Source organism: Pseudomonas sp. Larv2_ips (genome assembly GCF_963879675.1).
Classification (GTDB): domain Bacteria; phylum Pseudomonadota; class Gammaproteobacteria; order Pseudomonadales; family Pseudomonadaceae; genus Aquipseudomonas.
This window is the reverse complement of record NZ_CAWOAW010000027.1, coordinates 1,255,159-1,281,392: the sequence shown is the minus strand read 5'-3', so window position 1 is coordinate 1,281,392 and position 26,234 is coordinate 1,255,159. Positions and strand designations below refer to the sequence as shown.

At 61.3% G+C, this 26,234-nt stretch carries 20 protein-coding genes and 1 other RNA gene; 7 read left to right on the top strand and 14 right to left on the bottom strand.

The features are described 5' to 3' along the window. Positions 1-47: 47 nt before the first annotated feature. From recR to dnaX, 4 genes are all read right to left on the bottom strand, one after another. Positions 48-650, bottom strand: coding sequence for a recombination mediator RecR (recR, locus tag AACV02_RS22745; protein ID WP_106576337.1), 603 nt, complete (start codon positions 648-650; stop codon positions 48-50). Positions 651-716: 66 nt separating this feature from the next. Next, positions 717-1,751: an NADP-dependent oxidoreductase gene (locus tag AACV02_RS22740; RefSeq protein ID WP_119742143.1), complete on the bottom strand. Its 1,035-nt coding sequence runs from the start codon at positions 1,749-1,751 to the stop codon at positions 717-719. 133 nt (positions 1,752-1,884) lie between these two features. Continuing rightward, positions 1,885-2,223 (bottom strand): YbaB/EbfC family nucleoid-associated protein, encoded by a 339-nt coding sequence (locus tag AACV02_RS22735; protein WP_083357362.1) that lies wholly within the window; start codon positions 2,221-2,223, stop codon positions 1,885-1,887. A 43-nt stretch (positions 2,224-2,266) separates the two neighbouring features. Then, a complete protein-coding gene (gene dnaX / locus AACV02_RS22730) occupies positions 2,267-4,330 on the bottom strand; it encodes a DNA polymerase III subunit gamma/tau (RefSeq protein WP_119742141.1) in 2,064 nt (687 codons plus the stop codon). A 133-nt stretch (positions 4,331-4,463) separates the two neighbouring features. Between dnaX and AACV02_RS22725 the strand changes: the two genes are divergently transcribed. Together AACV02_RS22725 and AACV02_RS22720 are read left to right on the top strand one after the other, a co-directional pair. Then, entirely contained in the window at positions 4,464-5,231 is a 768-nt protein-coding gene (locus AACV02_RS22725; protein WP_119742139.1) for a substrate-binding periplasmic protein, read from the top strand. Between the two features lie 54 nt (positions 5,232-5,285). Next, positions 5,286-5,657 carry a VOC family protein gene (locus tag AACV02_RS22720; protein ID WP_119742137.1) on the top strand — a complete coding sequence of 124 codons (372 nt, stop codon included), beginning with the start codon at positions 5,286-5,288 and terminating at the stop codon, positions 5,655-5,657. On the opposite strand, the gene AACV02_RS22715 is transcribed toward AACV02_RS22720, so the two are convergent. Further along, a complete protein-coding gene (locus AACV02_RS22715) occupies positions 5,571-6,530 on the bottom strand; it encodes a DMT family transporter (protein WP_119742135.1) in 960 nt (319 codons plus the stop codon). The two genes, AACV02_RS22720 and AACV02_RS22715, sit on opposite strands and share 87 nt — an antisense overlap. Before the next feature lie 101 nt (positions 6,531-6,631). Here AACV02_RS22715 and AACV02_RS22710 point away from each other — a divergent pair, with 101 nt between their 5' ends. Together AACV02_RS22710 and AACV02_RS22705 are read left to right on the top strand one after the other, a co-directional pair. Continuing rightward, a complete protein-coding gene (locus tag AACV02_RS22710) occupies positions 6,632-7,495 on the top strand; it encodes a LysR family transcriptional regulator (protein ID WP_119742133.1) in 864 nt (287 codons plus the stop codon). A 59-nt stretch (positions 7,496-7,554) separates the two neighbouring features. After that, on the top strand, positions 7,555-8,457 hold the full coding sequence (locus tag AACV02_RS22705; RefSeq protein WP_119742131.1) for a DUF2167 domain-containing protein: 903 nt from the start codon (positions 7,555-7,557) through the stop codon (positions 8,455-8,457). A 414-nt stretch (positions 8,458-8,871) separates the two neighbouring features. Here AACV02_RS22705 and AACV02_RS22700 read toward each other — a convergent pair whose 3' ends face one another. The 9 genes from AACV02_RS22700 to AACV02_RS22660 form a co-directional block, all read right to left on the bottom strand. Beyond that, positions 8,872-9,462: a hypothetical protein gene (locus tag AACV02_RS22700; RefSeq protein ID WP_106576328.1), complete on the bottom strand. Its 591-nt coding sequence runs from the start codon at positions 9,460-9,462 to the stop codon at positions 8,872-8,874. Position 9,463: 1 nt separating this feature from the next. Further along, positions 9,464-10,510 carry an N-acetylmuramidase family protein gene (locus AACV02_RS22695; RefSeq protein ID WP_119742130.1) on the bottom strand — a complete coding sequence of 349 codons (1,047 nt, stop codon included), beginning with the start codon at positions 10,508-10,510 and terminating at the stop codon, positions 9,464-9,466. Between the two features lie 156 nt (positions 10,511-10,666). After that, the gene (locus tag AACV02_RS22690; protein WP_119742128.1) at positions 10,667-11,668 is read right to left on the bottom strand and encodes an N-acetylmuramidase family protein; all 1,002 of its coding nucleotides are present in this window, start codon (positions 11,666-11,668) and stop codon (positions 10,667-10,669) included. Between the two features lie 217 nt (positions 11,669-11,885). Further along, positions 11,886-11,982: signal recognition particle sRNA small type (gene ffs, locus AACV02_RS22685), an RNA gene on the bottom strand. 115 nt (positions 11,983-12,097) lie between these two features. Further along, entirely contained in the window at positions 12,098-13,261 is a 1,164-nt protein-coding gene (locus AACV02_RS22680) for a zinc-binding metallopeptidase family protein (protein WP_119742126.1), read from the bottom strand. A gap of 133 nt (positions 13,262-13,394) precedes the next feature. After that, complete coding sequence (gene ligA / locus AACV02_RS22675; RefSeq protein ID WP_119742124.1) at positions 13,395-15,761, bottom strand: NAD-dependent DNA ligase LigA; 2,367 nt, start codon at positions 15,759-15,761, stop codon at positions 13,395-13,397. Between the two features lie 87 nt (positions 15,762-15,848). Next, complete coding sequence (zipA, locus tag AACV02_RS22670) at positions 15,849-16,712, bottom strand: cell division protein ZipA (protein WP_119742122.1); 864 nt, start codon at positions 16,710-16,712, stop codon at positions 15,849-15,851. A 285-nt stretch (positions 16,713-16,997) separates the two neighbouring features. Further along, positions 16,998-20,486 carry a chromosome segregation protein SMC gene (gene smc, locus AACV02_RS22665; protein ID WP_119742120.1) on the bottom strand — a complete coding sequence of 1,163 codons (3,489 nt, stop codon included), beginning with the start codon at positions 20,484-20,486 and terminating at the stop codon, positions 16,998-17,000. Between the two features lie 2 nt (positions 20,487-20,488). Next, positions 20,489-21,148, bottom strand: a complete 660-nt coding sequence (locus AACV02_RS22660) for a GntR family transcriptional regulator (protein WP_106576322.1) — start codon at positions 21,146-21,148, stop codon at positions 20,489-20,491. A gap of 280 nt (positions 21,149-21,428) precedes the next feature. On the opposite strand from AACV02_RS22660, the gene xdhA reads away from it, so the two are divergent. From xdhA to xdhC, 3 genes are all read left to right on the top strand, one after another. Beyond that, positions 21,429-22,877 (top strand): xanthine dehydrogenase small subunit, encoded by a 1,449-nt coding sequence (xdhA, locus tag AACV02_RS22655; protein WP_119742118.1) that lies wholly within the window; start codon positions 21,429-21,431, stop codon positions 22,875-22,877. Further along, positions 22,870-25,269: a xanthine dehydrogenase molybdopterin binding subunit gene (xdhB, locus tag AACV02_RS22650; RefSeq protein ID WP_106576320.1), complete on the top strand. Its 2,400-nt coding sequence runs from the start codon at positions 22,870-22,872 to the stop codon at positions 25,267-25,269. The genes xdhA and xdhB overlap by 8 nt, the downstream gene beginning before the upstream one ends. A 118-nt stretch (positions 25,270-25,387) precedes the next feature. Then, positions 25,388-26,230, top strand: coding sequence for a xanthine dehydrogenase accessory protein XdhC (gene xdhC, locus AACV02_RS22645; protein ID WP_106576319.1), 843 nt, complete (start codon positions 25,388-25,390; stop codon positions 26,228-26,230). Positions 26,231-26,234 lie beyond the last annotated feature (4 nt).

Here is a 26,234-nt window from a genome sequence, read left to right as displayed (position 1 = left end):
CACCATCGCAGGCAAGCCAGCTCCCACATTTTGAACGCCGGTTTGGCTTAGAGTGCGATCGGCTTGCGGCCTGCAAACGAATGCGCCAGCGTCCCGCCGTCCACCAATTCCAGCTCGCCGCCCAACGGCACGCCATGGGCGATGCGCGAGGTGATCAAGCCTTTATTGGTCAGCAGCTGGGCGATGTAATGCGCGGTGGCTTCGCCTTCCACCGTCGGGTTGGTCGCCAGGATCACCTCGGTGAACGTACCCTGCTCTTCGATGCGCGCCACCAACTGCGGAATGCCGATGGCTTCCGGCCCCAGGCCATCGAGCGGCGACAAGTGGCCCTTGAGCACGAAGTAGCGACCGCGATAACCGGTCTGTTCCACCGCGTACACATCCATCGGCCCTTCCACCACGCACAGCAGCGTGTCGTCGCGACGCAGGTCGGCGCATTGCGGGCACAGGTCTTCTTCGGTGAGGGTGCGGCACTGGCGACAATGGCCCACACCGGTCATGGCCTGGCTCAAGGCCTGGGCCAACCGGGTGCCACCGCTGCGATCACGCTCCAGCAGTTGCAGCGCCATACGCTGGGCGGTTTTCTGACCGACACCCGGCAAGGTGCGCAGGGCGTCGATCAGTTGGCGAATCAGGGGGCTGAAGCTCATGAGCGAATGGTCCGACAAAACAACGAGACGCGGTTTATACCCGCGCCCCGGATTAGCGTCAAATGGTCAATCCTGCGCGACGCGTACCACCAACTTGCCGAAGTTGCGTCCCTCAAGCAAACCGATAAAGGCTTCGGGCGCCTGCTCCAGGCCCTCTACCACGTCTTCGCGGAACTTGATCTTGCCGTCCCGCACCCACGGTGCCATGGCGCTGAGGAATTCGGGCTGGCGATCGCCATAGTCGTCGAACACGATAAAACCCTGGATGCGCACGCGTTTGGTCAGCAACGTGCGTTGCAACGCGGGCAGCCGGTCCGGCCCGCTTGGGGCTTCATGGGCGTTGTAGCCGGCAATCAGGCCGCACAAGGGAATGCGCGCCTTGGGATTGAGCAGCGGCAACACCGCGTCGAAGACCTTGCCACCGACGTTTTCATAATAGATGTCCACGCCGTTGAAGCACGCCAGCGCCAGCTCATGGGCAAAGTTGGCGCTCTTGTGATCGATGCAGGCGTCAAAACCCAGCTCGTCCACCACGTAGCGACACTTGTCCGCGCCACCGGCGATACCCACCACGCGCAAGCCCTTGAGCTTGGCCACCTGGCCCACCACCGAGCCGACTGCGCCGGACGCCGCCGCGACGACCAGGGTTTCGCCGGCCTGGGGCTGACCGATATCCATCAACCCCATGTACGCCGTCATGCCCGGCATCCCCAGCACACCCAGCGCCATCGACGGGCTGGCCAGGCCATTGGGCACCGGCATCAGGTTGCTCCCGTCGCAGATGCTGTGGCTCTGCCAGCCCGTGGAACCGACGACCAGGTCGCCCACTTCAAATTTCGGATTACGCGACTGCTCGATACGGCTGACAGCGCCACCGGTCATTACCTCGTCGATTTCCACCGGCGCGGCGTAGGACGGTGCGTCGCTCATGCGGCCGCGCATGTACGGGTCGAGCGACAGGTACAGCGTTTTCAAGAGCACCTGGCCGTCTGCCAGCTCCGGCAGGTTCACGCGCTCCAGGCGAAAGTTTTCCGGGGTTGGCGCACCTTGCGGGCGCGAGACCAGAACGATGCGCTGGTTAAGAATAGGTTCTTGAGGCATGAGGGGGCTCCTTTATCGAATGCGTCGGTATAGGGTGCAGACCATGCTTGCCACGCCAGGGTTCGATTGGATCGGCACAAACAAAAATGCCAGGCACTGGGCCTGGCATTTGATGCTAGCCAAGGCTAGACCATCAGAACGGCATCTTCATGCCCGGTGGCAGTTGCATGCCAGCGGTCACGCCGGACATTTTGTCCTGGCTGTTGGCTTCGATCTTGCGCACGGCGTCGTTGACGGCCGCGGCGAACAGCGCTTCAAGCATTTCCAGGTCATCTTCGCTGGTGCCTGGCAATACGCTTGGGTCGATGCTCACGCGCTTGATGTCGTGACGACCGGTCATCACCACGCTAACCATATCGCCACCGGCTTTACCGGTGACTTCGGCGTTGGCCAGTTCTTCCTGCATCTTGGCCATCTTTTCCTGCATCTGCTGTGCCTGCTTCATCAGGCCGGCCATGCCACCTTTCATCATGGGAATCACCTCAAAAGTACGTGGATCAATTAATAGCCCGGTGTCATGACGCTTGGGGCACCGGGGCTTCGACAGGTTCAATAGTATCGTGACGCACGACCGCACCGAACTGTTGCATCATTTGCTGGATGAGCGGATCAGCCTGGATCGAGTGCTCGGCATCACGCTGACGGTTGATGCGTCGGCGTGTCGCGGCCTGGGCCGGGGTTTCCTGCTCGGGCTTGATCAACTCGATGGTGATGGTCAGCGTGCGCTCATGGTACTGGTTCAATGCATCGTTGAGCCGGCGTTGCTGGGTCGCGTTGAACAGCGCGCTGTGCGCCGGGTCCAGGTGCAACAGCCAGTGATCGCCATCGATGGCAATCAAGGTGCAGTTGGCGGCGATGCTGCCGGTCATGCCGGAGATCGGCAACTTCGGAAACAACTCCAGCCATTGCAGCGCCAGGCCGGTGGCCGGGGCCGCAGCGGGTTCCGCCTCGGGCTCGGGTGCAGGCTCAGCGGTGTGTTCGCTGGCCAGGTCATCAAGGTAGCTGTAGGCCGAATCCATGTCCGGCTCGATGTAATCTTCGTCCAGCGGCGGTTCGTCATCGAGGTCGATGCCGGGTGTCGCGGCCTCAACCTGGGCGACGGTCGGCTCTGGAACCGGAGCAGACACCCACTCGGGTGCGTCCGGCACCGCGCTGTCGGGGGTGGGCGTCGGCATCGGCGTCAGTTCGGGCTGCTCACCGCTGGTTTCCAGCACGGGCTCCACGGCAGGTTGCAATTCGACGTCGGGTTCGGCGTCTACCGGGTCATTCCACGGCAGGTCGACCACGGGCTCGGGCTCGGTCACCGGCGCGATGGCCGGCTCAGCCATCACCGGCTCGGGTGCAGCCACTACGGGCTCAGGCGCAGGAGCCACGGGCGCAGGCGCAGCAACGACTGGCGCGACCACTGCTGCGCCAGCCACTGGTTTGGCGGAATCAACTGTGGCCTGGCTGATCCCCACTGGCTTTAGCGGCTGTCTCGGCGCGTCGGCCGAATCCGCCGGTCGGAACGCCAGCATCCGCAGCAGGACCATTTCAAAGCCACCGCGCGGGTCCGGCGCCAGCGGCAGGTCGCGGCGCCCGATCAGGCCCATCTGGTAGTAGAACTGCACATCTTCGGCCGGCAATGCCTGGGCCAGCGCCAATACGCGGTCGCGGTCGCCATGGCCGTTGTCGACACCTTCAGGCAACGCCTGGGCGATCGCAACGCGGTGCAAGACATTAAGGATTTCCGAGAGCACGCCGTTCCAGTCCGGACCTTGTTCCGACAAGTGGCGCACCGCTTCAAGCAACGCCTTGGCATCGCCCTCGATCAGCGCGTGCAGCACGTCGAACACCTGGCCATGGTCGAGGGTACCGAGCATGGCGCGCACGTCGGCGGCCATCACCTTGCCTTCGCCAAAGGCGATGGCCTGGTCGGTGAGGCTCATGGCATCGCGCATCGAACCATCGGCCGCGCGGCCAAGCAGCCACAGCGCGTCGTCTTCGAACGGTACGTTCTCGACACCCAGCACGTGGGTCAAATGCTCGACCACACGCTCGGGGGTCATGTTTTTCAGGGAAAACTGCAGGCACCGCGACAGGATCGTTGCAGGAAGTTTCTGCGGGTCGGTGGTGGCCAGGATGAATTTGACGTAAGGCGGCGGCTCTTCCAGGGTTTTCAACAGCGCGTTGAAGGAATGGCTGGAAAGCATGTGCACTTCGTCGATCAGGTAGACCTTGAAGCGGCCACGGCTCGGTGCGTACTGCACGTTATCGAGCAACTCGCGGGTGTCTTCGACCTTGGTGCGGCTGGCGGCGTCGATCTCGATCAGGTCGACAAAACGCCCTTCATCGATCTCGCGGCACACCGAACACGTGCCGCAAGGCGTCGAAGTGATACCGGTTTCACAGTTCAGGCATTTGGCGATGATGCGCGCAATGGTGGTCTTGCCCACCCCTCGCGTGCCGGTGAACAGGTAGGCGTGGTGCAGCCGTTGGCTGTCCAAGGCATTGATCAGAGCCTTGAGCACATGGGTCTGGCCGACCATTTCGCGGAACGAGCGCGGACGCCATTTACGTGCAAGAACCTGATAACTCATCGAAAACCGTCGCAACTGGGAAGCGGAAGCCGGTAATGCTAGCGGAGCAAGGGGGAAATTGCATCCGGCACGCTCGTCTAATCTGACTAAGCTCTGCTCAATGGCCCCACAAAGGCCTGAACCCGGAGAGTGTATGCGCGTAGTCCTGGGCGCCTTATGGATGATTTCCCTTGCCAGCCTCGCGGCACCTGCGCCGTTGCGTTTCTCGGTTTCCGACAGCTGGGCGATGCCCATGGCCCAAGTGGAGGACAGCCAGCCCACCCAGGGCATTTTGTATGACTTGATGGTAAGCCTGGCCACCCAGGTCGGGCGCCCGGCCGAGTTTCACGTGCTGGCGCGGGCACGCATCGCCAACGCCATGGCGCATGGCGACATCGATGTGCGCTGTTATGTCGCCCAGACCTGGGTCGACAGCCTGTCCGGCGACTACACCTGGAGCGTGCCGCTGATGGTGCAACGCAATGTGCTGGTAGGCCGCCACACGGCGCCGCAGCCTGCAGACGTGGGCACGCTGACGCCTCAGCCGATCGGCACGGTGCTCAACTACCGCTACGCTGTCCTCGACCCACTGTTTGCCACAGGCCAGCTCACCCGTGACGACTCGCGCAGCGAAGCCTTGGTGCTGCAAAAGCTGGTCGCCGGGCGTTTTAAATACGCCGTCATTAACGAATGGATACTCGAGCGCTTCAATTTGAACCTGGCGCCGAACGAGCGGCTGCAAAAGGTCGCAATCATCGACGAGCAAAGCCTGGGTTGCATCGTGCGCAACGACCCGAACGTGCCGGTACAGCGGATCTTGCGTACGCTGCTGCGGATGAAGATGTCGGGGGAAATCGACGACATCATCAGCCTGTACACCGGCGAAGGTGCGCGATCACCGCTCACTCCTGACAAGAACTGACAGGGCATGCCCCTAGACTGGGCGCACTTGACCGCCCATTTCCAAGGAGCCTGCATGCCCACCGTCGCCCATTACTTCCTGCTCTACGTCGACAGCCCGGCCACCAGTGCCAACTTTTATAGCCGCCTGCTGGATAGCCCGCCGCTTGAACTGAACCCCACCTTTGCCCTGTTCATGCTCGACAACGGCGTAAAGCTGGGGCTGTGGTCGCGCCACACGGTGGAGCCAGCGGCCCGGATGACCGGCGGCGGCGGCGAAGTGGGCTTTTGCCTGCCAGACCAGGCTGCCGTAGAGGCCCTGCACGCTCAGTGGGTGGCGCGTGGCGCAACCATCATTCAGTCACCGACCCCTTTGGATTTCGGCTACACCTTTGTCGCTCAGGACCTCGACGGCCACCGGCTGCGCGCGTTCTGCCTGAGCGACTGACCGCCAGCGGCCCTCCAGGCTGATGGCCGCCACGCTGGCCAGTACCATCACACCGCCCAGCATCACGTGCATGGCAATGTGCTCGCCCAGCAGCGTCGCGGCCATCATCATGGCGACCGGCGGGATCAGGTACATCGCCACCGACGCTCGGCTGACCTCGACGTGTTTCAACACATAGGCCCAGGCAAGGTACGCCAGGGCGCTGGGGAAAATGCCAAGTATGAGCACCGCGAGGTTTTCCGGCGCCGGCGCCTGCTGCACGGCATCGGCCAGGCCTGGCAGGTTCACGCACAGCATCAGGGTGCCCGCCCAGACCATGTAACACGCCATGGTCAGCGGGCTGTAGCGATGGGCATAGTGCTTCTGGATGGCGAAATACACACTCCATGACACCGCCGCCAGCACAATCAGCAAACCGCGCGGGTCAATATCGCCCACGCCATGATCGCCCCAGATCACCACCAGCACGCCAAGCAAGCCCAGCAACACACAACCCCAGCGCCAGGCACTGACGCGTTCTTTCAAACACAAACTCGCGATCAGCACGCTGAACAGTGGCGCCGACTGCGCCAGCACGCTCGACGCCGCCGCCGTCACCCATTGCTGCCCATAATTGCGGCTGGTGTGGTGCAAAAACACGCCGAAGAACCCCAGCACCAATAACCACGGCAGGTCGCGCAGACGCGGCCGGCCAATGCCCACCGCCCATGCCACACCGCCCATGAACACCGACGCAATCAGAAACCGCAGCAACGCCAACTGGCCGGGGCTGTAGCTGTGCAACCCCATGTGCACGCCAATCGGCGAATAGGCCCAACAGAGGATGACGCCGGCGATGACTAGCGTAAGCTTTGCGGGTGACGGGGTATTCATCGGCGACGTCCGGCAACTGAGTAGGATGCCGTCAGTCTTGGCCCAGGCAAGGCGCAGGACAATTAAGCGTTTCTGACTTCTGAAATCACTGGAACTGAGCAATGGAACTGGCCCAACTGAAAATGGTGCGAGCCGTGGCGCAAACCGGCAGCGTGGCCCAGGCCGCCCTGCAATTGCACTGCGTGCCGTCCAACATCACTACGCGGATCAAGCAGTTGGAAAGCGAGTTGGGCACGCCCTTGTTTATCCGTGCCGGGCGCGGGCTGGCGATCAGTGCCGCCGGGGAAATCTTCCTGGACTACTGCGAACGCATTCTGGCGCTGGTAGACGAATCCAAACGTGCGGTGGATGCCGACGCCATCCCCCGCGGCACCTTGCGCATCGGCGCAGTGGAATCCAGCGCCAGCGGCCGCCTGCCGCCCTTGCTGGCGGAATACCATCGGCGCTACCCGGACGTCTCGCTCGAACTGGTCACCGGCGCCTGGGCGCAGCTGCTGGACGACCTGCAACACCATCGCCTCGATGTGGCGCTGGTGGCCTGTGGTGGCAAACGCGCCAAGCTTGAAGACAGCGTGGTCTACAGCGAACGCCTGGTGCTGATCGCCAGCGCATCCAGCGCCCCGATCACCAGCGCCGAAGACCTGGCCGGTCGAACGCTGCTGGTATGGCCAGCGGGTTGCCCGTATCGGGCGGCGCTGGAGAACTGGGTCAAACCGCATGCTTTCAAACCGAGCATCGCCAGCTATGCCAGCTGGGGCACGATCATCGGTTGTGTCAGTGCGGGGATTGGCGTGGCATTGGCGCCGGAAGGCATCCTGGCCCGTTATGAGCAGGCCAATCAGTTGGCCTCCTACCGGTTTGAAGAGCTGCAGGCCGTGGACAACCTGCTGTTCTGGCACAAGGACACCCAGCGGCACTTGGCGCGGGACGCGTTTGCCGGGCTGCTGCGGGAGACTTTTGGCTGACCCGGGCAGCGAATTTCAGTATTCTTCCGCGAAATTAATTCAAAATGTAAGGGACTACCATGAATTACATCCGCGTGTTGATGGCGGCGGCTGCACTGAGCCTGTCTGCCCTACCTGCCTTTGCTGCCCCTGCGCCTGCGCCCGCCGAAGCCAGCGCGCCGGCTGAAACGGCTGAACACTTCCTCGCCTCACTCAAGCAGAAGACCGGCACGGTCACGCTGCCCAGTGGCATTGCCACGCTCAAGCTCAACGACGAGTTCTACTACCTCGACCCCGCCGACACCGAGCGCCTGTTGACCGATGGCTGGGGCAACCCACCCGGCTTCAAGACCCTGGGCATGATCGTGCCAAAAGCAGTCAGCCCGTTGTCGGAACGCGGCTGGGGCGTGATCGTCAGCTACAAGGCTGACGGGCACGTTTCCGACGAGGATGCGGCGAAAATCGACTACGCCGAACTGCTCAAGCAGATGCAGGAAGAAGACGAGGAAGACAACCAGCAACGCCAGAAACAAGGCTACGCCGGCCTGCACCTGCTGGGCTGGGCCGAACCGCCGCGCTACGACGATACCACTCACAAAATGTACTGGGCCCGCGAGCTGAAAGCCGACGACGCCCAGCAGACCACCCTCAACTACAGCATCCGCGTGCTGGGCCGTGAAGGCGTACTGGAACTCAACGCCGTCGCCGCCATGGCCGACCTGCCCACCATCAAGCAGGAAATGCCCAAGGTGTTGGCCTTTACCAACTTTACCGACGGCAACCTGTACACCGACTTCAACCCCAAGACCGACAAGCTGGCCACTTACGGCCTGGCGGCCCTGGTGGCCGGCGGGATAGCGGCCAAGGCCGGGTTGTTTGCCAAGATCGGCATCTTCCTGCTGGCGGCGAAGAAGTTCCTGGTGGTCGGCGTTGTGGCGCTGTTTGCCGTGATCCGCAAGCTGTTCAACCGCAACAAGGCCTGAACCCCGGGCACAAAAATGCCGCAACGTGCATGACACGTTGCGGCGCAGGGGTTGGCTCAGTGCTGCGCAGCAGGCTCTGGCTGCTGCGCGCCCGGGCAAGGGTTGACGATCGCCAACGCATCCACAGCCGCCATCCCTGGTTTGTAGCCCGGCACCGTTACATAACGCAGCGCCCTGGATACCGGTGAACACCTTCTGCTGATGGCTCAACAGGTAATCGAATACCTTATCTTTCATCGGGACGTTGAGAGCGCCACGCGGCGTGATCGGGGCAAGCATGAAGGCATCATCGTGGGTAAACACGTAGAAGGTTTCGGGTTTGCCGCGGCCCTGCGTCACTTTTGCGCACATCACCTCATCGACGCGCAGGGTCCTGACCGGCAGGTAGGACTTTCGCTGGTAGAGGGTCGCGGTTCAGCTTTTAGGCGCAGTCAGGCGGCTGTATTGATCCTGGCGGATCCAGCCGGTGAACGAGCGGTCCTTGGCATTGGTGAATTCAACCTGGGCCCAGCCATCCTTGTAAGCCAGTACGCCGACCACATCGTCCTTGACGATATACGGATGCTTGCCCGCGTTGTCGCCAGGGGTTTTGAGCAGGTAAGCCTTGTCGGCAGTGACCGTCACCAGGCCGATCCATTGTTTGCGGGCGGTTTGGGTCAGGTCCAGCCCGGTGGCGATTTCCGGCATCAGCACGCTGAGACAACCGGGGTGCTGGCGGCCTTGTTCCACGGTCAGCGTCACGCCGTCGGACGAGGCCGTCACACTGCCAGGGTAGGCGTCATCGACCCAGGTCGTCAGCGCGTCGGGCGCGCCTTGCAGGTAAAACGTACAGGTGCGGGTTACGCCCTCACCCAACTCTTCCGAGTAGAAACCTTCGACTTGATGCTCAGGGGTGACCGCCAGCATCAGCCCTTCGTACTTGCCTGAGTGCAAGGCTGTTTCGTTTGCACATGCAGGCGCGATAGCGCACAACGACAAAACACCCACTGCCAGAAAACGCATCATCTTATTTCTTCCCTTCCAGTGCTTCGTAGGCCTTCTTGATACGGCGGTCATAGTCGCCGTAATCCTCGCCGTTATAGTTGCGCGCCATGGCCACATAGTCTTTGTCTTTCATGGCTTTGATCAACGCCGGGCTTTTGCTGCAAAAACCGAGGAACGCCTTTAATTGGTTGCCGGCATTGATCTTTAATGCCGCGGCGAATTCAAACACGGTCTTGTAACCACAGGAGGCGTAGTTGAACCCCATGATCTGGAACATGCCCCAGGACGCTGACATCAAGGCCGCTTCCTGATCCAGCGCAAAGGCGGTGGCCATGGTTTCCCAGGCCTTGGCCTGGTCCTTGTTGTTGACTTGCCACTGTGGCCCGGCCTTCCTCACGTAGATATACGACAGCAGTGGGTGTGCCTGGTCATAGATGTGCTTGGTGTACTTGCGAAACAGGTGCCCTTCAAAAGCGATCACCGGCAACTTGGCCGGCCCGAAACCGGAACGCCCGCCGGACTCCACAGTGGCGAACGCCTTGATGATATTCACCGAAATACCGCTGCCCAACTGCGTGGCGGCGTTCTGGAAGTCGGTTTCGGTGAGCGTCATGCCGCCGTCGCACGTGGGCTGGAGCATCAATTGCCGGTTGCGGCGCTCGGCCTCGACCATCGCACGCATGCGGTCCAGATACACATTGACGGTGGCCTGCACCGCATCGGCGTTGTTATTGCCGAACGCGTTGAGAAAGCTTGGAATGCGCATCGTCGGAAACGCCTTCACCGGCACTTTCACCGCTTCTTCGATCAGGCTGTTGAACGTACGGCCGGTGGGGTCGATCACCCCATCGGGATGCGCGTATTTAAGGTGGCGAAACTGATACTGACTGATGCACTGCACCAACTGGCCGTCGCACTTGCCGTTTTCGGCCAGCGGAAAACCCATCTTGGGAATGATCAAATTGAATAAATACTGGATGCACTGAACATCGGCAGGCAAGTTGCGCGCTTTACCCGGCGCGCCCACCGAAGCACTGATAAGACGGGGCAACCCTTGCAGGCTTTTCATCACTGACATCCTTGTAAGTTAAAGAAGTGGTGGCACTTCAATATCAATGCAGCGCTCTTGTTACACCTTGAAACAAGCGGCTGGCGGAAACTAACAAGATGGTTTTGGGTTGTCCAGTGGGCGCTTTGCACGTTGTGAAACAACCGTCATGCACGGCTACTTTTTCCTCTCCAGCGCCTCAAAGGCCTTCTGGATTCGCTTGTCGTAATCGCCATAATCCGCCCCATTGTATTGGGCGGCCATGCCCGCGAAGTCCTTGTTCTTCATGGCCTTGAACAACGTCGGGTTCTTGCGGCAAAAGCCGACGAACGCCATCAGTTGCTGGCCGGCGTTGAGTTTCATCGCGCTGACAAAATCGAAGACGCTCTTGTAACCGCAGGCGGCGAAGTTGAAGCCCATGATCTGAAACATGCCGTACGACGCCGACATCAACGCCGCCTCCTGATTTAACTTGAACGCATCGGCCAGGGTCTGCCACGCCACCGCCTGGGTTTTGTTGTTGGCTTTCCATTGCGGGCCGGCTTTCTCCCGGTAGGCGTATGACAGCAACGGATAGGCCTTGTCGTACTTCTGCTGGGTGTATTTGCGAAAGATGTGGCCTTCATACGCGATCACCGGCATCTGAGCCGGGCCGAAGCCGGATCGCCCACCCGATTCCACAGTGGCGAACGCCTTGATGATGTTCACCGAAATACCGCTGCCCAGTGCTGTCGCGGCGCTTTGAAAGTCAGCGTCGGTCAGCGTCACACGTCCATCACAGGTGGCTTTTGTAACCAACTGCAGTGTGTCTGCTGGGGCCGGAGCAGGCGCCGGAGGGCGTGGCGGGGTTGGGGCGGCAGCGGCAACGGCCGAGTCGTTTGCCGGGGTCACGGGAATTGCCTTGCGCGCGTCTTCGAGCAGGGTGTTGAACGTTCGGCCTGCCGGGTCAATCACGCCGTCGGGGGTGGCGACCTTCAGACGACTGGATTGATAGTCCTTGATGCGCTGGACCAGCAGCGGGCCGCACTTGCCATCCACCAGCAAAGGCGACGCGGGTTTGGGGGTGATCAGGTTGAATAGATTCTGAATGGATCGAACATCATCAGAATCATTGCGGGCCTTGCCGGGGGTGCCGACGGAACCGCCGATACGACTGGGTAAACCTTGGAGGCTGTGCATGGCAATCATCCTTTCTGATTGAAGGAGTGCCATCACTTCTTTACTACTCCAGCACCACGGTCATTTTTTGAAAAAAACGCATGATTGACGCTAGCAGACGGTCGAAGGTTGTCCAGCAAAAAGCCGTCATCGCTGCACACTACAGATGGGCAGATGACTGAAGAGACATTTTTTGATTTGAAACAGAGGGTGTTGCGGGAGAGCGTTATGGAGGCAACCCCACCAGCCACACCCCGGCACACAATGTTCCCGCTGTGGCTGCTGCCTTCCGGCTCTGACCAGGTTCACGGGTAATCGTTGCGGGGGGACCGATGGGGTCACCATAACGACGCTCGCCTCTCGGCAAGCCGCGCCATTGTACCGATCTCATCGGAAGTTACAACCGTTGGTTCAGGATTAAAAAATCAAGGGGCTCAAGCACTTGTGCCGCTACAGAATCACGGCTTCATCTGCCTTGCCGCCCTCTTCCTGGATGACCAGGTGAATAAAGTGCAGCTTGGCGATCACTGCCGGCGGCAGCACAAAGGGATAAAAATCCGGCTGGCCCATGCTGCGCGACAGTTCGTTGAGCATGCCGGCCAGTTCGATCCAGGCGTTGACGAACGACAGGAACGCCGCACCGCCTGGGTGCTCAGGGTCGTAAAGGGTGCTGAGGGGAAACGGCTGGTAATCCAGGTCCATCTCACGGGCACTCATGCCAAAGCCCAGGGCGGTGTCGACCGCGTCCATCATGTGCAGGTAGTGGGCCCAGGTTTCGGCCCAGTCTTCCCAGGGGTGCATGGTGGCGTAGGCGCTGACGCAGGTTTGCTGCCAGTCGGGGCGCGGGCCGTTCTGGTAATGATGGTCGAGTGCATCGGCGTAGCTGGCGCGTTCGTCGCCGAACAGGGCGCGAAAAGTTTCGAGCCAGTGGGTATCGGCGATCAGGCGGTCCCAGTAGTAGTGACCGACCTCATGGCGAAAGTGCCCAAGCAGCGTGCGGTAAGGCTCGCGCATTTGTACGCGGACTTTCTCACGGTGGGCGTCGTCGGCTTCCTTGATGTCGAGGGTAATCAGACCGTTGGCGTGGCCCGTCATTGGAGCATTGCCTTCCAGGTCGACGCCGACAAAGTCGAAGGCCAGGCCGTTGTCTTCATCGACGCTCTTGGGCACCACTTGCAGGCCGAGGCTGATCAATTGCGCGACCAAGCGGCGCTTGGCGTTTTCGACTTTGCGCCAGCGCTCATGATTTTGCGCAATAGAAAGGTCGGGAATGGTGCGGTTCAGACTGCACGCCACGCACAGCGGCGCCGTACTGTGCGCCGGGATCAGCCAGTTGCAGGCGGCGGGAGTGTCAAGGTTGGCACAGCGACGGAAGGCGCCGGCGTCAAGGTTGTCGTCTTGCAGCCAGGTCCCGACAACCGGGCCCGGCTGTAAAGACGATAGGCGGCTTTGCTGCGGCTGATAACCGAGCAGCGCCTGGCACGCCAGGCACTGGCTGTTGCGAAAGAACAGGGACTGGCCACAGCGGCACTGCCAGACTTTGCTGTTACGAGATGCGCCCGCCGTGAAGGGTGCTGCGATGCGTGAACTGAGTTGCTCAAAGTAGCGGAACATGGCGATCTCTCCCTGGGTGACCAAGACTAGATCATTTCCCGTGAGAGATCGTTCCACAGGCGAGGCGGCTGCGCAGCCCGACGCGGGGCAAGCCCGCTCGCCACAACAAAAGGCTCACTCTGCACACGCGCCATCAGACCGTGATGTTGTGCTTGGCCAGGAATGCCACGAACGCTTCTTCGTCCAACACCTTCAAGCCCAGCTCGCTGGCCTTGGCCAATTTCGAGCCGGCGCCCGGCCCGGCCACCACGCAGTGGGTTTTCGCCGAGACCGAACCGGCCACCTTGGCGCCCAGACTTTCGAGTTTGTCCTTGGCCACATCGCGGCTCATCAGCTCCAGAGAGCCGGTGAGTACCCAGGTGTGCCCTGCTTCGGGCAAGCCTTCGACGACCTTCTTCTCGCTCTGCCAGTGCATGCCGAAGTCCTTGAGCTGCTGCTCAATGGCCAGGGCATGGTTGGCATTGTCCTGGTTATCAAAAAACTCGCGCACGGCCTTGGCCTGCTTTTCAGGCAGTGCCTGACGCATGTCCAGCCAGTCAGCCTTGATCACGCCTTCCAGAGAGCCGAATTTATCCGCCAGTTTCTGCGCAGCGCCCGGCCCAACGCTGGGCACGTGCAGCTTGTCGAGCAAGCCGCCCAAGGTAGTGCTGGCGGCGAATTCGGCACTCAGGTCGCCCTGATCCTGCAATTGCAGGCCGCATTGCTCCGGCGACAGCAGCGCGCCAATCACCTCCTGGTTATGGCTGTCTTCAAAGAAGCTGTGAATCTCGTGCGCCACTTCCAGGCCCACGTCCGGCAAGTACGTCAGCACTTCCGGCAAGGCCTTCTGCACACGCTCCAGAGACGCCAGGGAGCGCGCCAGCACCTTGGCAGTCTCCTCGCCCACATCCGGGATGCCCAAGGCGTAGATAAAGCGCGCCAGGGTCGGGGTCTTGCTGTTTTCGATGGCGGTGATCAGCTTCTTGCTGGAAATATCGGCAAAGCCTTCCAGGTCGATGATCTGCTCGTACTTGAGTGTGTAGAGGTCGGCCGGCGAACCGATGAGTTTTTCGTCCACCAGCTGCTCGATGGTTTTGTCGCCCAGGCCATCGATGTCCATGGCACGGCGCGAGACGAAATGGATAATCGCCTGCTTGAGCTGCGCGCCACAGGCCAGACGCCCGACGCAGCGGTACACCGCGCCTTCGCTGACGGTTTCCTTGCCCTTGCTGCGCTTGACCAGTTGCGTGCGCTCCACGTGGGAACCACACACCGGGCAGCTTTCGGGGATCTGCACCGCGCGGGCGTTTTCCGGGCGGCGTTCGGTGACCACCGAGACGACTTGCGGGATCACGTCACCGGCGCGGCGGATGATCACTGTATCGCCGATCATCAGGCCCAGGCGCGCGACTTCATCCATGTTGTGCAAGGTGGCGTTGGACACGGTCACACCCGCGACCTTTACCGGTTTGAGGCGTGCAACGGGGGTGACGGCGCCGGTACGACCGACCTGAAATTCGACGTCGAGCAGTTCAGTCAGCTCTTCCATGGCCGGAAATTTATGCGCGATGGCCCAGCGCGGTTCGCGCGCGCGAAAACCCAGTTCACGTTGGGCCGCAATGCTGTTGACCTTGAACACCACGCCGTCGATCTCATAAGCCAGGCTGTTACGCCGCTCGCCGATATCGCGGTAGTAGTCCAGGCATTCCTGGATACCCTTGGCCAGCTTCAGTTCGTGGCTGATCGGCATGCCCCACTTCTGCAACTGCTTCAAGTTGCCGATATGGGTGTCACTGATGTCTGCGGTGACCTGGCCAATGCCATAGCAGCAGAACTCCAGCGGGCGGCTGGCGGTAATCTTCGAGTCCAACTGGCGCAGGCTGCCAGCCGCCGCGTTGCGCGGGTTGGCGAAGGTCTTGCCGCCGACTTCCAGCTGCGAGGCATTCAGGCGCTCGAAACCGGCCTTGGACATGAACACTTCGCCGCGCACTTCCAGGGTCGCTGGCCAGCCGCTGCCGTGCAGCTTCAACGGGATATTGCGCACAGTGCGCACGTTGACGCTGATGTCTTCGCCAGTGGTGCCATCGCCACGGGTGGCGCCGCGCACCAGTTCGCCCTCCTGATACAGCAGGCTGACCGCCAGGCCATCCAGTTTGGGCTCACAGCTGTATTCCACCGCCGCGCCACCGCCAAACAGATCGCCCACCGGCAGGTCGAGGCCTTCGGTGACCCGGCGATCAAACTCGAGCATGGTGGTTTCGTCAAAAGCGTTACCGAGGCTGAGCATCGGTATTTCGTGCTTGACCTGAGTGAACGCCGACAACGCCGCACTGCCGACCCGCTGCGTCGGTGAATCACGCGTTACCAAATCCGGATGCTCGGCCTCCAGGGCTTTGAGCTCGTGGAACAGCCGGTCGTACTCGGCGTCCGGAATGCTCGGCTCGTCGAGCACGTGGTAACGGTAGTTGTGCTGATCCAGTTCAGCGCGCAATTGGAGGATGCGGGTATGGGCGGCGGTCATGGGTGTTCTCTCAGAAAGCAAAAGAGCAGCCGAAGCTGCTCAATATGTTAGTGCGCTTATTCTACTGACAACGCTGAAGACCAATCCTCAGCGTTTCTGTGTCAGGGCGCGACGCTCGAACTCGACGATGCGCTGACGGTAGTGTTCGATGGTCTGGGCGGTCAGGACGCTGCGTTGGTCGTCCTTGAGCTCGCCGTTGAGTTCCTGAGACAGCTTGCGGGCCGCGGCCACCATCACGTCGAACGCTTGTTTGGGGTGACGCGGGCCTGGCAGGCCGAGGAAGAAGCTCACCGCTGGGGTGCTGAACAGGTCGATATCGTCCAGATCGAAAGTGCCCGGCTTGACCGCGTTGGCCATGGAGAACAGCACTTCGCCGTTACCGGCCATGCTTTCGTGACGGTGGAAAATATCCATCTCGCCAAAACGCAAGCCGCTTTCCAGGATGTTCTGCAACAGCGCCGGGCCTTTGAAACCGCCGGCGTCGCGACAGATCACGCTGATCACCAAGACTTCTTCAGCGGCCGGCTGGTCATTGACTGACTGGCGTGGCGCGCTTTTGGTTGGGGTCTCGTCGGGGAAATCATCATCACGGCTGCTGAAGCTCGGGCCATCATCGACGTCAAGGTTCAGGTCGCCCTGATGCGGCTCGGCAACTGCGGCGCTGCCGCGTTTGCCGCGCTTGGAAGACGGTTCACGGGCTTCACGCACCGGCGCGCTCATCGACGGCAAGTCGTGTTCGTCCAGTTGCGGCTCTTTATGGGTATCCAGCACGCGAGGCGGCCCCAGCAGTTCGGCGCTGCCATCATCGTCAGGCAAGTTGGACAGGTTGCGGTCCAGACGAAACTTGAGCTTGCCCTTGCCACCGCGCATGCGGCGCCAGCCATCAAAAAGAATACCGGCAATGACAATAATGCCGATGACGATCAGCCACTCGCGCAGACCGATTTCCATGTAATCCCGTGCCTCTAATAAAAAATGCTGAAAAATAAGGGGTTTAGCAACATCCAAACCGCTTTAAAACGTGGCGCCAACTCTATGTTCTGACTGACGTTTTGCCCACGCATACGAGGAATTGACAATAAACTAGCACGACCTTCGATAACTTTACACAGTTGGCGCGAAATGTGTCGATTTGCCATGTTTCGGCCACCTGGAAGAACTCTTGCGCCAGCCGTCAACTGTGAGCCTCAAGCTGCAAGCTTTAAGCCTCAAGCACTTGTAACTAGCAACTCGCCGTTAGGCGTCCACGAGCGCCATCGCCTCTTCCACATCCACCGCCACCAAACGCGAACAGCCGGGTTCGTGCATCGTTACACCCATCAATTGATCGGCCATTTCCATGGCGATCTTATTGTGGGTGATATAGATGAACTGCACGGTCTGGGACATCTCTTTAACCAACCGAGCGTAGCGTCCAACGTTAGCGTCATCCAGCGGGGCGTCAACTTCGTCGAGCATGCAAAACGGCGCCGGGTTCAACTTGAAGATCGCAAATACCAGTGCCAATGCCGTCAGTGCCTTTTCGCCACCGGACAACAAATGGATGGTGCTGTTCTTCTTGCCCGGAGGCCGCGCCATGATCGTTACCCCTGTATCGAGTAGATCTTCGCCCGTCAGTTCCAAGTAGGCGCTGCCTCCACCGAAAACTTTCGGGAATAACGCCTGTAAACCGCCATTAATCTGATCAAAGGTATCTTTGAAGCGATTACGGGTTTCCTTGTCGATCTTGCGGATCACATTTTCCAGGGTGTCCAGGGCTTCCACCAGATCGGCGTCCTGGGCATCCAGATAACGTTTGCGCTCGGACTGCTGCTGGTACTCGTCGATGGCCGCAAGGTTGATCGCGCCGAGTCGCTGAATACGCGCGGCAATCCGTTCAAGTTCTTCTTCGGCTTCTTTCTCATTGGCCTGGGCGGTCAACGTATTAAGCACGCCGTGCAGGTCGTAGCCGTCTTCCAGCAACTGGTCCTGCAGGGTCTTGCGGCGAACCGTCAGGGCCTGCCATTCCATGCGCTGCTGTTCGAGCTGGCCGCGAATCAACTGGGATTGCTGCTCGGCCTGGGTCCGGCGTTTTTCCGCATCGCGCAGTTCGCGGTCGGCGTCTTCCAGGGCGATTTGCGCAGTCTTGAGTTCTTCATCGACGGTCATGCGCTTGTCGAGCAATTCTTCGAGCTTGAGCCGCAACTCTTCCAGCGGCGCTTCGCCCTCCTCCAGGTTGAGACTCAGTTGCTCGCGCTTTTCGGTGAGGCGTTCGGATTGCATTTCCAGGCGCTCAAGGGCCTGACGCGTGGACGCGTGCTGAGCCTGCAATGAACCGAGGCGCACCGCCAATTGGTGAGCGTGATCTTTGTGCTGGCGCGCTTCCTGGCGCACGCGGTCAAGGCGTTCGCGCAGGCTGTCGCGCTGGGCCAACAGCAGTTCGCGCTGCTCGGTGTCCAGCGCCATGCTGTCGAGGGCTTCCTGCAGTTGCAGGCGCGCCTCACCGATCTGTTCGTGCTCAAGGGCGCGTTGCTCGCCCATCTCCGCCACTTCTTCGTCAAGACGGGTGCGGCGCAGGGTCAATTGCTCGACCTTGGCCTTGCTCGCCGACAGCTGGGCCTTGAGTTCACCTTGCTGGCGCGCTTCGTCCTGCAACAGGCGGCGCAGGTGTTCGCGGCCGGTCTCTTGCTGGCGCTGGGTGGCGCGCAGGGTTTGCAGTTCGGTTTCCAGGCGTTCGAGGGTGGCTTCGCGTTCTTCGCGCTCGGCGCTCAGGTTGACGATTTCCTGGCCACGGGCCAATACGCCGCTTTCCGCTTCGCTGGCACGGCGCACACGCAGGAAATGGCGGCCGACCCAGTAGCCGTCGCGGCTGATCAGGCTTTCGCCCGCGCCCAGTTGGCCGCGCTGCGCCAGGGCGTGCTCCAGGGAATCCACCGGTTTGACCTGCCCCAGCCAGGGCGATAAGTCAATCGCCGCCTCGACCTTGTCCAGCAGACTGCCCGGCACGCGCGTGCCATCGGCCGCCGGGCTGAGCAAACGCAGGTCGCCCTGAGTAAAGCCGGCCAGGTCAAAGCCACCAAAATCGTCGACCAGCACAGCCTGCAGGTCGGCGCCTAAAACGGTCTCTACCGCCAGCTCCCAACCCGCTTCAACTTTTAACCCTTCAGCCAGGCGCGGGCGCTCGGCCAGATGCTGGTCGCGCAGCCACTCGGCGGTGCCGGTGCCGGGGTCCAGCGCGGCTTGCTGCAAGGCCTCCAGCGACGCCAGTCGGCCGTTCAGCCGCTGCAAATCGCCCTGGGCCTGCTGCTGCGATTGGGTCGCCTGTTGCAGTTGCTGACGCAATTGCTCCAGGCGCTCCACTTGTTGTTCTTCGCTGGCTTCCAGCTCTTCCAGCGTCATCTCGCTTTCGGCCAGTTGCTCGCTCAACGCCATGATCGCCGCGTCTTCCGGGTCGGCGGCGAGCAACACGCGCTCTTCCTGCAGACGCCGTTGACGCTCGGCCAAACGCTCCATGCTGGTTTCCAACTGCTGGATGCGCGACTGCTGCACCTCCGCCTGGCGGCGCGGCTCGGCGGATTGCAGGTTGAAAACGTCCCACTGCTCCTGCCAGCCGTGCATGGTGGTTTCGGCTTCTTCCAGGGCGGCGGCGGCTTCTTCGGCGGCGGCGCTGGTGATTTCCTGCTCGGGGGTGAGCATGTCCAGCTCTTCGCCGAGGGTCAGCAGCAAGGTGCGGTCATGGCCCAGGTGCGATTCGGTCTCCAGGCGGGCGCGCTCGGCTTCCTTCAGATCATCTTGCAACTGGCGCAGACGCTGCTGGCCATGCTGAATGCTCTGCTCGACACGGGCAATGTCGCCGCCCACCGAATAGAAGCGCCCCTGCACCAGATTGAAGCGCTCGGACAGGTCATGGTGACCGTCACGCAGACGCTCGATGCTGGCGTCGGCATTGCGCTGTTCGGCCACCAGCGCTTCAAAGCTGATTTCCTGGGTGCCGATGATCGCTTCGCGCTGGCCGACCTGATCGTTCAGCGCCTGCCAGCGCAGGGCCGAGAGTTGCGCCTTGAGCTGGCGTTCTTCGCCCTTGTATTCCTGATACTTCTCGGCGGCCTGGGCCTGGCGGTGCAGGCGCTCCAACTGGCGCTCCAGCTCTTCGCGCAGGTCGGTCAGGCGGGCGAGGTTCTCGTGGGTGCGGCGGATACGGTTTTCGGTCTCGCGGCGGCGCTCCTTGTACTTGGAGATTCCGGCCGCTTCTTCAATGAAATTACGCAGGTCTTCGGGCTTGGCTTCGATCAGCTTGGAGATCATGCCCTGCTCGATGATCGAGTAGCTGCGCGGGCCCAAGCCCGTGCCGAGAAAGATGTCGGTGATGTCCCGGCGCCGGCACTTGGTGCCGTTGAGGAAATAGCTGTTCTGGCTGTCGCGCGTCACTTTGCGGCGAATGGAAATTTCCGCGTACGCCGCGTATTCGCCGATCAGGGTGCCGTCGGAGTTGTCGAACACCAGCTCGATGCTGGCCTGGCTCACCGGTTTACGGCTGGTGGAGCCATTGAAGATGACGTCGGTCATCGACTCGCCGCGCAGGTTTTTTGCCGAGCTCTCGCCCATCACCCAGCGAACGGCGTCGATGATGTTCGACTTGCCGCACCCATTGGGCCCCACCACCGCCGCCATGTTACTGGGGAAGTTCACCGTGGTCGGGTCGACGAAGGATTTGAACCCCGCCAGTTTGATGCACTTGAGCCGCACGTTTAGGCGTCCGCCAACGCAGCGATGACCAATGAACAACTGCGCTGGCCGTAGGCGGACAGCACCAGGCGAATCTGCGCCAGGTCACGCGCCAGCACGGCAGCGAGCAGTTGCTCGAACAGCGCCAGGTACTCGCTCATGGACGCTTTGCGTTGATCCAGCGCCAGGTAATAGGCGCGGTTCATCGCCGGCTGCAGGTTCTCGACGGTTTCCTGCAAATACGGGTTGTTGGCAAAAGGGTACGCGGCGCGCATCACGTTGAAGCTTTCTTCGACGAAGGCGCGGATGTCCTGACGCTCAAAACTATTCACCAGACGCTGCTGGATCTGCAGGAACGGCGCCATGTCGGCCTGCACCTTCCAGCCCTCGGCCACCGCATTGCCGAGCAGAATGTACAACTCGCCCATCAGCGTGCACAGGCTCTGCACCTTGTGCGCGGTGAGCTCGGTGACGTGGGCGCCACGGCGCGGCAGGATCGCGATCAGGTGGCGGCGCTCGAGGATCAATAAGGCTTCACGCACGGAACCACGGCTGACATTGAGCGCCAGCGTGACTTTCTGTTCCTGGATCCGCTCCCCAGGCTTGAGATCGCCGCGAATGATACGTTCGGCGAGGTGGTGAGCAATTTGCTCGGCGAGACTGTCCGGCGCCTTGAACGTCATGTTTTCCCTTCAGAATCTTCTATCAGTACAAGCGCGGCAGTGTAGCGCATTGGCCCGCTGATGGCGCTACGCCCACGGTGGCGAATTTGGCATGAAATAAGCAGCGATGAAAAGCCAGAAGCCGCCAAAAACAACGGTTCCAGAAGACTGGACCATAATTGAAAGTGTTGTGACCGCAATTTCTTGACCTTCTGGTCAGAAAATCGTTGACCGAAAAGTCAGACATGACTAGATTCGGCGCAAAGCGGTTAACAACAATAATGAGTCTGCGAGGCCTTCCGTGATCCAGTTTTTACTCAACCAGGAACTCCGTAGTGAGCACGCCCTGGACCCCAACCTGACCGTGCTCAACTATCTGCGTGAGCACCTGGGCAAATCCGGTACCAAGGAAGGCTGCGCCAGCGGCGATTGCGGGGCGTGCACCGTGGTGGTCGGCGAATTGCACCACGATGAACAAGGCGCCGAGCAGATTCGTTATCGCAGCCTCAACTCGTGCCTGACCTTTGTGTCGTCGCTGCACGGTAAACAGCTGATCAGCGTTGAAGACCTCAAGCACCAAGGCCAATTGCACAGCGTGCAAAAAGCCATGGTCGAGTGCCACGGCTCGCAATGTGGCTTTTGCACACCGGGCTTTGTGATGTCGTTGTTTGCCCTGCAAAAGAACAGCGACGCGCCCGACAGCCAAAAAGCCCACGAAGCGCTGGCCGGCAATTTGTGCCGTTGCACCGGCTACCGCCCGATCCTGGCCGCCGCCGAACAGGCCTGCTGCAACAAACCCGTAGACCAGTTCGACAGCCGCCAGGCCGAGACCATCGCCCGCCTCAAAGCCATCGCGCCAACGCAGACCGGCGAACTCAACAGTGGCGACAAACGCTGCCTGGTGCCGCTGACCGTCGCCGACCTCGCCGACCTCTACGACGCCTACCCGCAAGCCCGGCTGCTGGCCGGCGGCACTGACCTGGCGCTGGAAGTCACGCAGTTTCATCGCACACTGCCGGTGATGATCTACGTCGGCAATATCGACGAAATGAAGCGCATCGAATGCTTCGACGACCGCCTGGAAATCGGCGCCGCCACCGCCCTCTCCGACTGCTACACCGCGCTGCACCACGAGTACCCGGACTTCGGCGACTTGCTGCACCGCTTCGCCTCCCTGCAAATCCGCAACCAGGGCACCTTGGGCGGCAACATCGGCAACGCCTCGCCGATTGGCGATTCACCGCCGCTGCTGATCGCCCTGGGTGCACAGATCGTGCTGTGCAAAGGCAACGTGCGCCGCACCCTGGCGCTGGAAGACTACTTCATCGACTACCGCGTCACCGCGCGTCAGGACAGCGAGTTCATCGAGAAAATCATCGTGCCCAAGGGCCACACGCTGTTCCGTGCCTACAAGGTGTCCAAGCGCCTGGACGATGATATTTCTGCGGTGTGCGCCGCCTTCAACCTGAAGATCGAGGACGGCGTGATCAACGAGGCGCGCGTCGCCTTCGGGGGCATGGCCGCCACGCCCAAACGCGCGAAAAGCTGCGAAGCCGTGCTGGTTGGCGCCACCTGGAACGCCGCCACGGTGGAGAAAGCCTGCGCCGCCCTGGCCGCGGATTTCACCCCGCTGTCGGACTTCCGCGCCAGCAAGGAATATCGCCTGCTCAGCGCGCAAAACCTGCTGCGCAAATACTTCATCGAACTGCAAACGCCGCACATCGAGACTCGGGTGACCGCTTATGTCTAACCATCACGCCGTCGTTAAAACCCAGGCCGAACTCGCCGAGCTGTTCGCCCAGGACCTGACCTCCGGGGTCGGCCGCAGCGTCAAGCACGACAGCGCCGCCAAGCATGTGTCCGGCGAGGCGCAGTACATCGATGACCGCCTGGAATTCCCCAACCAACTGCACCTGTATGCGCGCATGTCCGACCGCGCCCACGCTCGCATCCTCAGCATCGACACCGCGCCTTGCTACGCCTTTGACGGCGTGCGCATCGCGATCACCCACGAAGACGTGCCGGGCCTGAAAGACATCGGCCCGCTGATGCCCGGCGACCCGCTGCTGGCCATCGACACGGTGCAGTTTGTCGGGCAGGTGGTGCTGGCCGTCGCCGCCCGCGACCTGGAAACCGCACGCAAAGCGGCCATGGCGGCGGTGATCGAATACGAAGACTTGGAGCCGGTGCTGGACGTGGTCGAGGCCTTTCGCAACAAGCATTTCGTACTCGACAGCCACACTCACCAGCGCGGCGACTCGGCGGGCGCGCTGGCCACGGCGAAACACCGTATCCAGGGCACGCTGCACATCGGCGGCCAGGAACACTTCTACCTGGAAACCCAGATCTCGTCGGTGATGCCCACCGAAGACGGCGGCATGATTGTCTACTGCTCCACGCAAAACCCCACCGAAGTGCAGAAGCTGGTGGCTGAAGTGCTGGACGTGTCGATGAACAAAATCGTCGTCGACATGCGCCGCATGGGCGGCGGTTTCGGCGGCAAGGAAACCCAGGCCGCCAGCCCCGCATGCCTGTGCGCGGTGGTTGCGCGCCTCACCGGCCAGCCGACCAAAATGCGCCTGCCACGCGTCGAAGACATGCTGATGACCGGCAAGCGCCACCCCTTCTATATCGAATACGACGTGGGCTTTGACGACACGGGTCGCCTGCACGGGATCAATCTGGAACTGGCGGGTAACTGTGGCTGCTCGCCGGACTTGTCGAACTCGATTGTCGACCGCGCGATGTTCCACGCCGACAATTCGTATTACCTGGGCGACGCCACCGTTAATGGCCATCGTTGCAAGACCAACACAGCCTCCAACACCGCGTATCGCGGCTTCGGTGGGCCACAAGGTATGGTCGCCATCGAGGAAGTGATGGACGCCATCGCTCGGCACCTGGGTCTGGACCCCTTGGCGGTGCGCAAGGTCAATTACTACGGCAAGACCGAGCGCAACGTCACGCACTACTACCAGACCGTCGAGCACAACATGCTCGAAGAGATGACCGCCGAACTTGAAGCCAGCAGCCAATACGCCGAGCGCCGCGAAGCCATCCGCCTGTACAACGCCCACAGCCCGATCCTGAAAAAAGGCCTGGCGCTGACGCCGGTGAAGTTCGGTATTTCGTTTACCGCCAGCTTCCTGAACCAGGCCGGTGCGCTGATCCACATCTACACCGACGGCAGCATCCATTTGAACCACGGCGGCACCGAGATGGGCCAGGGCTTGAACACCAAGGTCGCGCAAGTGGTGGCCGAAGTGTTCCAGGTCGACATCGACCGCGTGCAGATCACCGCCACCAACACCGACAAAGTGCCCAACACCTCGCCCACCGCCGCGTCCAGCGGTGCCGACCTGAACGGCAAGGCTGCGCAGAACGCCGCCGAAACCATCAAGCAGCGCCTGGTGGAATTTGCCGCACGCAAATACGACGTGAGTGAAGCCGATGTGGAATTTCACAATGGTCACGTACGGGTACGCGACCAGATCCTGACCTTTGAGAGCCTGATCCAGCAGGCGTATTTCGCCCAGGTCTCGCTGTCGAGCACCGGTTTCTACAAGACCCCGAAAATCTTCTACGACCGCAGCCAGGCGCGGGGCCGGCCGTTCTATTACTTCGCGTTCGGCGCAGCCTGCTGCGAAGTGATCGTCGACACCCTCACTGGCGAATACAAAATGTTGCGCACCGACATCCTGCACGACGTGGGCGCCTCGCTGAACCCGGCCATCGACATCGGCCAGGTGGAAGGCGGCTTTATCCAGGGCATGGGCTGGCTAACGATGGAAGAGCTGGTGTGGAACAACAAAGGCAAGCTGATGACCAACGGCCCGGCCAGTTACAAGATCCCGGCCGTGGCTGACATGCCTCTGGACTTACGCGTAAAGCTGGTGGAAAACCGCAAGAACCCGGAGGACACGGTGTTCCATTCCAAGGCCGTGGGTGAGCCGCCGTTCATGCTCGGGATTGCTTCGTGGTGCGCGATCAAGGATGCCGTGGCGAGTGTGGGTGAATATCGCCATCAGCCCAGGATTGATGCACCGGCTACACCCGAGCGGGTGTTGTGGGGGTGTGAGCAGATGCGCCAGTTGCAGGCGGCAAAGGCTGTTGAGGCCGAAACCGAGATGGCTTCGCTCTAAGAACGAGGTGCTGCCATCGCAGGCAAGCCAGCTCCCACATTTGATGGTGTTCACACATCAAAATGTGGGAGAGGGCTTGCCCCCGATAGCGGCCTGACAGACGCCACAAGAGGTGACTATGAACAACTGGATCAGCGCCCTCGCCGACCTGCAGAACCAGGGTGAACCCTGCGTGCTGGTGACCATCATCGAAGAGCTCGGCTCCACGCCGCGCAATGCCGGCTCGAAGATGGTGATCAGCGCCGCGCAGACCTTCGACACCATTGGTGGCGGGCACCTGGAATACAAGGCGATGCAGATCGCCCGCGACATGCTCGTGCGCGGCCAGCAAAACACCCATCTGGAGCGCTTCAGCCTTGGTGCAAGCCTGGGCCAGTGCTGCGGCGGTGTGACGGTGCTGCTGTTCGAACCCATGGGCCAGGTGCAGGCGCACATTGCAGTGTTTGGCGCCGGCCATGTCGGCCGCGCCTTGGTGCCGCTGTTGGCGAGCCTGCCGTGCCGAGTGCGCTGGATCGATTCCCGCGACCAGGAGTTTCCGGAACACATTCCCCAGGGCGTGCGTAAAATCGTCAGCGAGGAGCCAGTCGACGAAATTGCCGACCTGCCAGTGGGCAGTTACTGCATCGTCATGACCCACAATCACGCGCTGGACCTGGAACTGACCGCCGCGCTGCTCAAACGCAACGACTTTGCCTACTTCGGCCTGATCGGCTCGAAAACCAAACGGGTCAAGTTCGAACACCGCCTGCGTGATCGCGGCTTCGACACCGCGCAACTGCAACGCATGCGCTGCCCGATGGGCCTCACCGAGGTGAAGGGCAAACTGCCGGTGGAGATCGCCATCTCCATCGCCGGCGAAATCATCGCCACCTATAACGCCAATTTCGGCCAGCACACCGCGAGCGCCGAACCCATTGCCAAACTGCTGCCGGCCTCGCGCCGCAGCCAAGCTATCAATTGAGATG